The sequence below is a fragment of the Sulfitobacter sp. HI0040 genome (genome assembly GCF_001634885.1).
GTDB lineage: Bacteria > Pseudomonadota > Alphaproteobacteria > Rhodobacterales > Rhodobacteraceae > Sulfitobacter.
The window spans coordinates 1-10111 of sequence record NZ_LWEX01000426.1 but is presented as its reverse complement, the minus strand read 5'-3'; the positions used below and the strand labels follow the sequence as shown (position 1 = coordinate 10111).

Here is a 10111-nt window from a genome sequence, read left to right as displayed (position 1 = left end):
CGAGATGAGTGCGCGATGACAGGCCAGGCGCAGGTCATCGCCTTGCTTGCGCAGGTCGGCGCGTCTCAGGCCTGTGGCGAGCAGCGGCACAAGATGCTCCCAGCCAAGCGCTTGGGCGAGGGCCGCGTCGGCAAGGATAAACGCCGGCACGTCAGCGCGCGGCGCTTCCGTCAGGACCGTCTCCAGCACCATCGCGGCACGGGCTACCGGTGCGCCCTGCCCCGCATCGAGCCATGCTGCGATCGCGGCCTGCTCGAGGGTCGGCTCGGCTCGGCACAGCGCCTTGAGCGACACCGGTCGCTCCACCGCACGCCGCCAGGCCAGGAAGATTTCCCCCGCCGGTCCAGGCAGATCGCCCGGACGCAACAGATGCGCCGCGTCGCGCAACTCCCCTGCCCGCTCCGGCCGACCCGAAAACCCAACGCAAACCTCCGCCGCGCGCAGCGCCATCCGCTCCCGCAACAAGGCTTGGGGCACCTCTGCGCGTCCTAACACAACATGCAGGTGGTTGAGTGCCGCACCCGACAAAAACGTAACATCTTCAAGGGTTTCAGCACGCGCGGAGGTGACCCACGAGGGCATCCGGGGTAGTGTTTCAAGGTCGCTGATGGGGTCCGGTCGGGCGAATGTCATGCGTGAAGCCTATATCACCACGGCGCTTTCTACCACAGAATTAGAAAAAAACCGCCCCGCCTTGCGCGATCTACTTATGTCCAATAAGTTTGCATTATCGGACATCAAGGATTATGCTGGGAAGCAGTTCAATTGTCGCTTTAGTTTCATGGCCGGACTCGCCCAAAATCAGCCCTCTCGTCCTCGAAGTTTCCATTCCATCGGGGGACTGGGCTCTTGCTCAATCGCTGGACTCGTCTTGTGACGATGTCGATCGGGTCCTCTCCCTTGCTGATTGCTGCCCTGCGCCCGTAGGGTGCCCGCGGGATCGGCGCGGCACGTCTGAACAACCGCGCGGCCGCCTCAGGCATTGTCGCCATTGGAACCATCCGTTCTCCAAAGAGATCGCCAAGGATAACCAGCGTCAAGACACGCCATCGTACGGAAAGATGCTGGAGCGGGGCCGGCGCGCCTACGGCGGCTCGGGCCTCGAAAGGACAGTTCCATCCCTCTTGATCGAACCAAAGCGCCAAGACAGGACGCGCAGCACCCGCCCGATCAAGCGGTGCCCATAGCGCGCGTATTGTCCGCTCCAAGAGAGCCAGGTGACCCTTATCACCATTGATGATCCGCTCGACCTGCCGCTGAAACGTTAGAGTGCCCTCTGTAAATGCCGTGTCTGCACGATCCGCCCGCGCCCCTCCCCTGCCTGTGAGAAGACACTCGCATTTGGCGCAGAACACCCGAAGCAGACCCGTGCGCAACCTGAACGAAGTCCGCAGGTGGGCACCGCATTCAAGGCAGCGGTCCCGCAGCATCTCTTTGTGAACCGGGCAAACAACCCGTTCAACCAACCTCCAATCAGCCCGAATATAGGCGTCCCGCCCCACCGCGACATCCGCATCAAAGCAGGCAAAACATACGGATACACCTCCCCCTCTCGCACTCGAAATCCAATCGCGCGGCCGGTTGTGGTGCCTAAATTTCAATGAAAGGCGTTCGAGGCGCGCAGGATCGATCCTGCAGCCCCGCGCCCAAATCTTTAGTAGTTCCGGGTCAGGCGCTGTGTCATCAATCTGGCGTAGCAACGGTAGGGTATCCCTCTGCCCTGCCATATACGCCGTCATGTCAGGCACCTCCAAACCATAGCGAGAGGCGACCCGGACCATCCAAGAGGAGAGCAATTCATCCCGAAACGGGCGCGGCGCAACGGGAAGCCGGATCGCTGCTGTCATGCCGAAGCCTGGGGTTGCGGGGTTTGGCGCGGCCGACGGCGATTGCTCTGCGTCATCGACACCAGCGGCAGTACTAGATCATCTCCGAAACTCTTGGCGTCGAGTCTCTCCCGGCCAGAGTGAACGGCTGCTTCCGCCGCGGTCTCGATCAAACGGAATATGCGCGCCGTTACACCAGAGGTCAGCGCATGGACCCGTGCCCTGGTCGCGGTGCCCGTCAGATCGGACGGCTCGCGCAGCGGCAGGATGTGCCCGAGGCTTTTCAGAAGTCCGGCAAAGACGGCATCGTTCTTCCAGGGCTTGAGGTGAAACGCTTCGAACCGCTCCGCCAATTGCGCATCCGTCAGCAATGCCTGGCGGGCGAGGTCGGTCCCTGCGCAGACCAGGGGAATCCGCAGATCGTTGGCGAGGAATCTTATGGCATTGAGGAAAATCCGCTGCTGCCTATATGTCCCGGCCAGCATGCCGTTCACCTCGTCGAGAATGATCATCTTCGCCCCGACCGTTCGCAGCAGCGAGCGGCAGACATCTTTCTCGCGGGCCAATGTGCCCCCGGCCATTGCCGGCGCGCCCATACTGGACAGCAATTCGCGGTAAAGATCCCGCTCGATCGGCTCGGAGGGTACTTGTGCAACCACCACTGGGCGATGATCGACGCCGGTTACCTGACAGAACTTTGGCGGGTGATCACGTTCAAACTTGCGCACGATCTTGGTCTTACCCATGCCTGTGTCGCCATAGATCAGCAGACAGGGCATCCGGTCGCGCGGCGGATAGGTAAGCAAGTTTTCAAGGCGTCCAAGCGCCAATCCCGCCTGATCGAAGCCGATCCAGCGGTCAGCCCTGATCCAGGCAATACGCTCTTCGTCCGAAAGGGCAGCGAACCGTCGATAGTTCGGATCGAGATGTGCGAACTCCCCTGCCCCGCTCACGACCATTCCTCCACTTCGAAACTGGGCACATTGAGGATGTCACCAGATTCTGCATGTTCAAGGTCGTTTTCTTCGATCGCGGCAGGCTCGACGTTAGCCAGTGCCCGATCTCGCCGTTCCGCAAATCGTCTGGCTTCCCGCGTTTTGCCTGATGCGGCATCAACCAAGGCCCGCTGCTCTTCGATCACTGCGAAAATCAGCTCTTCGTCCTCTAGCGATCGACCCCGCTGGCGCAGAACTGTCTGCGCGCGGCGATGCTCTGCCAAAGTGATCGGAGGGTGCCGCAGATCGGCAAACCGCACAGGGTATCGCTGACCATCCGGGCCCCGCACGAACACGGTGGACAGGTCCCGTGGATCGTAGGACACACGCAACTGTCGCCCCTGCCTGCCAGCCCAAATACTCAGAACATCGTCCCAGTATCTTAGGCCGAACAGGTGGATACCATCGCGGCGCACCATACGTTCGACAGCAGGCAGAAAGTCGATCCGAAACCCTTCTGGATCATAGGGGTGTCGCAAGGCCGCATCGCGTCTCTGAACGGCCTCCTGCCAAGCCGCAATCGGTGGAATACCCAAGGATCGGTGCCGTTCAGCATGATAACGGGTGATTTCAAGAGCAAACCACCGCTCCAGCTCATCCAGCGTCATCGACGAATTTGCTACAGAGTCATAGTCACCACGGTCTTTGATGTTGCTAAATGTCGACCCGGGCAGCAAATGTGCCGCCCCCATCATCGTTCCGATCAGCCGCTCGATATGACCGCCGTAATGTGGCGATCCGATCGGTCGGTACTGCAGCGAAATCCCATGTTCTTCAGCACCACGCCGCATTGCCTTTGAGCGGAACTCCTTGGCGTTATCGACATGAATGGTCTCAGGTAACCCCGACGTCGGCCAGTTTGCATCAATGCCCAAACCGTCCAGCCAATCCAGTTTGGGCTGCACAAGATGTTGGACCGCCAAAGAAACCGACAAGGCTGATGGCGGTTCCAGTGTCAGATAAAACCCAGCAACCATACGGCTGGCAATGTCGATGGCCAGCGTCACCCAAGGCCTTTGCAGGGGCTTGCGGTGGGAACGGTCTACAACGATGACATCCACCAAAGTGTGATCGATCTGGACAACCTCGAAAGCCCGCTCAATCCGATAGGTTCCGGCGACAGGATGATAACGACTACGGGCTGCCTGGGCCCCCTCGCGGGCCGCCACCAATTCGGCAGGGTCTATCGCGGCTACACGGTCGCGGACAGAGGTCCAGCACGGAGCGCGCAGGCCCTGTTGACCGCAACGCCTGCGCACTTCCTTGTACAACGCATTGATGCTCGGCTTCTGACGGGACTTGAAGAAGTCCTCAATTGCCGCTGCAATCACGGCCTCGATCGCTGCCGGCAACCGCCTGCTGCCCGTTTGGGTCCCCGGCGCGCCTGTCAGGAGAGAACTGGTGATCGGCCGCGCCTTATAAGCTCTGATTAGATCGTAAAGACGGGATCGTTTGAGACCAAGTTCCCGGCAGGCCGAGAGGAATTCGCGGCGATTAGGTTTGGCCATGCTCGCCAGCCTTCGTATCACTCCTTCACGCGCAACCGCCTGTTCCCATGCCGCATCATCTACGGCGTTGATGTCTGAGCGATCCACCATGGCCAAAACCCACAAAAAGGTATCTTATGTCCGATAATGAAACTATAATCCGGGAATGAAACAGAAACATGAATATAATAATATCAATGGGTTAGATTCCAATGATGAAACAAGAACGACAGTTCAATTTCACCGCCGGATTCAGTGGAAAGATGCCCTCAGAGACCGAGAAATCGACGTCAGCGCCCCCTGATGCGACAAATGATGTTCCCCTCGACAGGAGAGATCAAGAGGAAAGCGATGGGATCGCCCTGCCCTCTCATGTCGCCGGGTCCGGCACACTCGATCGGCTGATCGACACAGCGCGCGACTATGCCAAGGCCTCGACCGCTGAGAACACCAACAAGGCCTATGCCGCCGACTGGAAGCACTTCGCGCGCTGGTGCAGGCTGAAAGGAACGGACCTGCTGCCTCCATCACCAGAGATGATCGGGCTTTATCTCGCGGACCTGGCGTCCGGGTCGGGCCCCTCCCCCTCGCAGTCGGCGTCCCGACCCCTATCGGTCAGTACGATCGACCGTCGCCTGTCGGGCCTCGCCTGGAACTACGCGCAGCGAGGCTTTTCCCTCGACCGAAAGAACCGCCACATCGCAACGGTGCTGGCCGGGATCAAGCGCAAACATGCGCGACCGCCGGTTCAGAAGGAAGCTATCCTGGCGGAAGACATCCTCGCGATGGTCGCCACCCTACCCTACGACCTGCGCGGGCTGCGGGATCGGGCAATCCTGCTGCTGGGATACGCCGGAGGCCTGCGCCGCTCGGAGATCGTCAGCCTGGACGTACATAAGGACGACACACCGGACTCCGGCGGCTGGATCGAGATCTTCGAGAAAGGCGCCCTTCTGACGCTGAATGCCAAGACCGGTTGGCGCGAAGTCGAGATTGGCCGCGGTTCCAAGGATCAGACCTGCCCCGTGCATGCGCTCGAGCAATGGCTGCATTTTGCGAAGCTCGACTTCGGTCCAGTCTTCGTCGGCACCTCGCGCGATGGTAAACGCGCATCTGAAACGCGCCTGAACGACAAACATGTCGCGCGGCTGATCAAGCGCACGGTTCTGGATGCCGGTATCCGATCCGAGTTGCCCGAGAAAGAGCGCCTGGCACTGTTCTCAGGTCACTCGTTGCGTGCCGGCCTCGCCAGTTCAGCGGAGGTCGACGAACGCTACGTCCAGAAGCAGCTGGGGCATGCCTCGGCAGAGATGACTCGTCGCTACCAACGCCGACGCGACCGGTTCCGCGTGAACCTGACCAAGGCTGCCGGCCTCTGAGCCCCTGCCCCATCACGCCGCCTGCCCGCTGAGCCTGCCATAGAAGCTGCGCTCAAGGTGCAGCTCCCCTGCCCCGGCCTTTTCGACCATCCCGCGCAGATAGCCGCCCGGCGAGGAAACTTCGCCGGCGCAATGCTTCTCGAAGACAAGCGCCAGCGCCGCTGTCGCCACCTGTTTGCCCAGCCGGTCTTGCGCCACGTTCCACGCATGCTCGGACACCCCGATCATCGGCCTGAGCTGCCCGGCAACCCGGTGCAGATCACCCCAATCCTTCAGGAACCCGCCCATATTTCGCGCCCAGGACGCGAATTCGGGACAAGCCTGCATCACAGTGGGCAGATCCAGCGCCGGGCGCTTCTTGCGCACTTCGGCTACCCACTCTTCCAGCTCCCTATCAACCTGATCTTCGGGCTGAGCATTGGGCACCACGGCCGCGACTTCCTCATTTTCTGAGGAATTACGAGTTACAGGATTAAGTTGGTTTGTAATTAGTATATGAGGGTCAGAAATGACCTCCCTGGGGTTCATTTCTTGGGTCTTATCAGAAACTTGTTCCCTAGTTTCAGGCGTGTTTTCCACATTCTGAGCGACCTCAGTTGCCTTGAGATACGCCGCCTCGACACGCTCCTGAAGCTCCTTGAAACACATCAGGAGTCGCGCAAGTTGCTCGGAGGCTTCATGGCGGCGCGGAAGCCGGTTCAGAAGCTCCTCGAAGAGACCCGTGAATTGCGCCCAGGGGCCGCGTAGCGCGCTGCTGACGGCCGCCTCGATCCGAGCGCGGATCATACGGCGTGCCACGGTGATCTGGCGCTTCAGGCGCTGACAGAGCTCGCGCTCGGCCTGCAAATCGGCATGGAGCTCCTCGAAGTCCTCGACACGCGCCGACAGCGGCGACAGATCGAAGCCGTAGGCCTCGACAATGCGCCCTTCGGCGTCCCTACGGCCCCATCGCTTGCCGTTCGGGCTGTCCTGGAAGGAAATCACGCCGATCTCGGCCAGTCGCCGTGCATGCCGCTTTAGTGCAGAGAGCGAAAACCCCGTCTGCTCCATCAGATAGGCATTCGATGCCCAGACGATCGGGCGCTGCCCCTCCTCCCAGTCCTGGGCCTGCGTAAAGGCCCCGAGCGTATCGAGGAGCATCATGTCTCCGGCCTTGAGGCCAATATATGCACCGACCCGCTTCACGGCCACAAAGGCCCGCGTTTTGGGTACAGCTACCTGTTCACCGGCTTGGGCAAGCTGCTCTGCAATGCCAAGACCCGGTGTCGGCTTGCGCCAACCTGTATGTTTCATGCCTGTTTCTTACCTCCAGTTATGTGGAGGCAAAAGAAAGCCGTTCGCCGCGGTGGCGTTCTTGTTGACAGTGATTCGCGGGAGAGATATCTTCTAAGCGACCAAACTTTTCAGATTAGCTCTCAGGCCACGCTGCTTGGGGGCTTTTCTTTTGCCTAGATCATTGTTCTGACTGCTCCTCTTTCGTCGCGAGGAATTCGCTGTACAGCTGATCAAGCCGACCCGAGAGAAAGTCCCCGAACTCGGTTGAATCTTGTGCCGTAAGCGAAATGCTGAATGCCTTTCCGGAACGACCGATGACTCCCTTGATGCGGCCTTTACCGGCAGTCCAGGTTCGCTTCTTGGGCGTAGCACGCGTTTTTCGGCGCTTCGGCGCCCTGCCCGCTTCTGCCAGCTTGCTGTGCAAGAACTCAAAGCGAGCATCACTGTCGAGGTTTTGAAACCCGTCGAACTCCAAAGCTCCCTTGAGGAGCTTGTCATTCGATGGTTCCGAAGCCAACTTTTTGAAGTCTTCCCAGCGATCACGTCCAATCTGCTTGGCCGGCCCAATCTGTTCGATGACGTGCCGAGGGACGTTCTGCGCCACTGACAGCATCCGTGAAAGTAAAGTCCCATCGATGGTAAGGGCGGACTGGATCACGTCCTTTGCTTGCCCCATATCCAAGAGGCTCTTCGCAAATAGGGCCTTCTCAATAAAAGAGAGATCTGCGCGCGCAGTGTTTTCCTGCCCTTGAGCAAGAATGTGAGCCACATCGTCCATTGGTTTTACAACTGCGCGAACCTTACGGCCGAGCGCCGATGCAACTCGCACACGGCGATGCCCGAAGACGATCATATAGCGGCCATCCGCTTCCGGATGCGGTCTAAGCAACACCGGCGTGTCCTGGCGACCCGCTGCGATCGATGCTTTCAGTTCATCGAAAGCAACATCGTCATCACTAAGCCGATCCGAAACGAATGACACATCGATCAATTGCGGATCGATCTCGACAATGGTTTCCCCTTCAAGGAGACGCTTCGAGTTCTCCGCAAGGCTATCAATCGAAACCTTCATCGATTTCGAAGCCCCGCGCATTGCGTATCCAGAGCGACCGGAATCCTTCGACTGCTCCGGCGAGCCGGCCATGACGCTCTTCAGGAGGTCTTTGCGAGCCATCAGGCCATCTCCCTTTCGTCCGAATCCAACCGACACGCAGCGCGCATTTCGACAGTTGCACGGCTGTCAAAACTGGCTCTCTGCACGGCTGTCAAAACCACATTCATTCTCGCCCCCAAGCCTTGTGGATCAGTTCAGCGATTTCGTCGTTCACATCATTCAAAGACGTCACGGCGCGGTCGTAAGTAGTCCGCACGAACTGAGACCGTTCAACTTCGTAAAGCGTCTGCTTGGTGATCCCAGCGTCGGAGATCGCCGTAGACTTAAGCACAGGAGCCGACAACATCTGATTTGGGAACATCGCCTGGAGGAACCCAACCATCTGCTTTTGGGGACCGTCCGTTGGTTCGAATCTCGTTACGAGGTAACGGAACCACTTCAGGCGCATGTTCGCTCCAGCGTCACGGATCGTCTTCATGATCCCCCCCAGCATCAGGAGAAACTGGCTCATCGACATGACGTCCAGCATCTGAGGATGGACCGTCACAATGACCGAGGAAGAAGCCGTGAGAGCAGTGAGCGTGAGGTAGCCCAGCTGAGGAGGGCAATCGATCACAACCACGTCATAGCGATCATCAACCTCGCTAAGCGCCTTTGATATGCGAGTGAAGAAGGTACGGCCCTCATGGGGATCGCTGCTCGTCAAAGCAACTGGGGTATCGTATTCGTACTCTTGAAGCTCGAGACTTGCCGGAACAATATCTAGGTTGGGAAAGTTTGTTGGCCGGATCACCTCTGAGATCGGCTTGCGCTCGTCATCATACCGAAGTGTCTCGTAGAGCGAAGGCACGTCGTCGAGTTCAGGCTGAATGCCGTGCAAAGCTGTGAGCGAGGCTTGAGGGTCCAAGTCGATCGCAAGAACTCGATGCCCTTTTAACGCCAAGTGCTGCGCGAGGTGGGCGGCGGTAGTGGTCTTTCCGGAACCCCCCTTGAAGTTCACGACAGACACAACGTGCAGTTCTTCGCCAGGTTGCCGATAGGGGACATAACGGCGTTTTCCGGGGCGGCCATGCTTATCGAGATAAGCTCTCAGTTCCAGCATCTGCTCGGCCGAGTAGCTGCGCCTCCCGGACGACGATGTTTCAGGTTCAGGACCTTTGCCTTCGAGATGAAGCTTCTTAATGGTCGACTGCGTCACGCCGAGATAGTAGGCAACCTCAGCCAATGAAAACTGACGTAGACCTTTTTGGGCGTCCGGAGGATACTGTTCCTGCCGCAACATATTGAGGCGGTCGGAAATCAACTCTCCTTGCTGTAGGATGATCTCGTCGAAGGGTTGATCCTTCGTATCAGCCGCAAAAGACCGTTCTCGCATCAGCCTGCCCTCTAAATATCGCTTTTTCAGCGATTTCGCTCGTTAAAGTGTCATCTACACGGAAAAACGAGTCTTAACAACGATTTTCACCCGGCAGCTAGATCTTACCCAATCCACCAGCTTGCCTAGATGTATGGACAAAGTGTAGCGATCGAAGAATGTAGCTACCCAATATCTAGGGGAAACTGTCACTAGCTCGGATGTGCAGTCAACTTCAACCTCACGCCAGTTACACCCTAACTATTTGTTATTATTTTATTTTGCCACGCTGCACGGCTGTCAAAATGAAAGACGCTCGAAGCCTCAGAACGCTAGGGGAACCACGAACCCGTCTCCTCCGAACCGGCGTGCGTCATCGTCACCTTGCGCCAATGCAGTGATAACTTGCCTCCACCAAGCACACCAACCACTGACTCCAAAATGCGGGGAATGCGTGTCAGCGCGAAGGGAAACAGCGGGAATCGGCTGGGTTGCCCCAGCCGATTCTATGCGTCACGCGGTGTCTTTCGGACCCCAGGGGATGACGGCCTGCAGGGAGAGATCGTCCTGGTTGGCGGCCTTGCCGAGATTGGCGTTGAAGCCGTGGTCGCGGATGGTCAACGTGTAGTAGTCGGCGCCGGTCTCCTTGTTCTGCTTCTTCCAGATGCCGCCGCACTCGAC

9 protein-coding genes are annotated in these 10111 nt (G+C 58.6%); 2 read left to right on the top strand and 7 right to left on the bottom strand.

What is annotated here, in order from left to right:
• Positions 1 to 633 (bottom strand): DUF1403 family protein (locus tag A3728_RS17685; RefSeq protein WP_067926695.1); only part of this gene is annotated, 633 nt, incomplete at its 3' end.
• On the opposite strand from A3728_RS17685, the gene A3728_RS23530 reads away from it, so the two are divergent.
• Positions 632 to 877: a hypothetical protein gene (locus A3728_RS23530; protein ID WP_150122264.1), complete on the top strand. Its 246-nt coding sequence runs from the start codon at positions 632 to 634 to the stop codon at positions 875 to 877. The genes A3728_RS17685 and A3728_RS23530 overlap by 2 nt on opposite strands.
• Here A3728_RS23530 and A3728_RS17680 read toward each other — a convergent pair.
• The 3 genes from A3728_RS17680 to A3728_RS17670 are packed head-to-tail and all read right to left on the bottom strand — an operon-like array spanning position 780 to position 4419.
• On the bottom strand, positions 780 to 1847 hold the full coding sequence (locus tag A3728_RS17680) for a TniQ family protein (RefSeq protein ID WP_082851131.1): 1068 nt from the start codon (positions 1845 to 1847) through the stop codon (positions 780 to 782). The two genes, A3728_RS23530 and A3728_RS17680, sit on opposite strands and share 98 nt — an antisense overlap.
• Positions 1844 to 2785: a TniB family NTP-binding protein gene (locus tag A3728_RS17675; RefSeq protein WP_009804176.1), complete on the bottom strand. Its 942-nt coding sequence runs from the start codon at positions 2783 to 2785 to the stop codon at positions 1844 to 1846. The genes A3728_RS17680 and A3728_RS17675 overlap by 4 nt, the downstream gene beginning before the upstream one ends.
• On the bottom strand, positions 2776 to 4419 hold the full coding sequence (locus A3728_RS17670) for a Mu transposase C-terminal domain-containing protein (protein ID WP_067263190.1): 1644 nt from the start codon (positions 4417 to 4419) through the stop codon (positions 2776 to 2778). Before A3728_RS17670 ends, A3728_RS17675 begins: the two co-directional genes overlap by 10 nt.
• Positions 4420 to 4571: 152 nt before the next feature.
• Here A3728_RS17670 and A3728_RS17665 point away from each other — a divergent pair, with 152 nt between their 5' ends.
• The gene (locus tag A3728_RS17665) at positions 4572 to 5687 is read left to right on the top strand and encodes a tyrosine-type recombinase/integrase (protein WP_067926691.1); all 1116 of its coding nucleotides are present in this window, start codon (positions 4572 to 4574) and stop codon (positions 5685 to 5687) included.
• Positions 5688 to 5699: 12 nt separating this feature from the next.
• On the opposite strand, the gene repC is transcribed toward A3728_RS17665, so the two are convergent.
• From repC to repA, 3 genes are all read right to left on the bottom strand, one after another.
• Positions 5700 to 6980 (bottom strand): plasmid replication protein RepC, encoded by a 1281-nt coding sequence (repC, locus tag A3728_RS17660; RefSeq protein ID WP_067926687.1) that lies wholly within the window; start codon positions 6978 to 6980, stop codon positions 5700 to 5702.
• A 160-nt stretch (positions 6981 to 7140) separates the two neighbouring features.
• A complete protein-coding gene (gene repB / locus A3728_RS17655; protein WP_067926683.1) occupies positions 7141 to 8136 on the bottom strand; it encodes a plasmid partitioning protein RepB in 996 nt (331 codons plus the stop codon).
• A 103-nt stretch (positions 8137 to 8239) separates the two neighbouring features.
• Complete coding sequence (repA, locus tag A3728_RS17650; protein WP_009574268.1) at positions 8240 to 9451, bottom strand: plasmid partitioning protein RepA; 1212 nt, start codon at positions 9449 to 9451, stop codon at positions 8240 to 8242.
• Positions 9452 to 10111: the final 660 nt, after the last annotated feature.

What these genes read in the sequence shown, in the direction of transcription:
- A3728_RS23530 (WP_150122264.1), top strand. Translation starts at nt 632, where the DNA reads ATGCGTGAAGCCTATATCACCACGGCGCTTTCTACCACAGAATTAGAA.
- A3728_RS17680 (WP_082851131.1), bottom strand. Translation starts at nt 1,847, where the DNA reads ATGACAGCAGCGATCCGGCTTCCCGTTGCGCCGCGCCCGTTTCGGGAT.
- A3728_RS17675 (WP_009804176.1), bottom strand. Translation starts at nt 2,785, where the DNA reads ATGGTCGTGAGCGGGGCAGGGGAGTTCGCACATCTCGATCCGAACTAT.
- A3728_RS17670 (WP_067263190.1), bottom strand. Translation starts at nt 4,419, where the DNA reads ATGGTGGATCGCTCAGACATCAACGCCGTAGATGATGCGGCATGGGAA.
- A3728_RS17665 (WP_067926691.1), top strand. Translation starts at nt 4,572, where the DNA reads ATGCCCTCAGAGACCGAGAAATCGACGTCAGCGCCCCCTGATGCGACA.
- repC (WP_067926687.1), bottom strand. Translation starts at nt 6,980, where the DNA reads ATGAAACATACAGGTTGGCGCAAGCCGACACCGGGTCTTGGCATTGCA.
- repB (WP_067926683.1), bottom strand. Translation starts at nt 8,136, where the DNA reads ATGGCTCGCAAAGACCTCCTGAAGAGCGTCATGGCCGGCTCGCCGGAG.
- repA (WP_009574268.1), bottom strand. Translation starts at nt 9,451, where the DNA reads ATGCGAGAACGGTCTTTTGCGGCTGATACGAAGGATCAACCCTTCGAC.